Source organism: Bradyrhizobium sp. Arg816, assembly GCF_029989365.1.
Taxonomy (GTDB): Bacteria; Pseudomonadota; Alphaproteobacteria; order Rhizobiales; family Xanthobacteraceae; genus Bradyrhizobium.
Map to the genome: position 1 here is coordinate 1 of NZ_JAPRAQ010000254.1, position 434 is coordinate 434.

General features: G+C 67.3%; 1 protein-coding gene. It reads right to left on the minus strand.

The genetic code is table 11. From position 1 onward, the window contains the following. Positions 1-434, minus strand: a 434-nt coding sequence (locus OWC48_RS46770; protein WP_282526033.1) for an L-serine ammonia-lyase, iron-sulfur-dependent, subunit alpha, incomplete at both ends; no start/stop codon positions are given.

Sequence of the window (434 nt, forward strand, 5' to 3'; positions counted from 1 at the left end):
TGCCGATTTCGGCTGCATTCTCGATCTGCGCGTTGGTGCCGCCGAGAACGGCCGCCAATCCCGCGGCCGCCATCAAGCAGGCGACGCCGACTTCCCCCTGACATCCGACCTCCGCGCCGGAGATGGATGCGTTCATCTTGAACAGGGCTCCGATCGCGGAAGCGGTCAGAAGAAAGCGGCGCAGCCCTTCCGCATCGGCGTCGTGACAATGATCGCGGAAGTAACGCAGCGTGGCCGGAATGATGCCGGCGGCGCCGTTGGTCGGCGCGGTGACGACGCGGCTACCGGCGGCGTTCTCCTCGTTGACGGCGATCGCGTACAGGCTGACCCAATCCATCACGGCATGCTGCGCGCGATTGTTCGCTCCCGATGCCAAGAGGAGCCTCCGATGGAGCGCAGGCGCCCGCCTCCGCACCTCGAGACCGCCGGGGAGC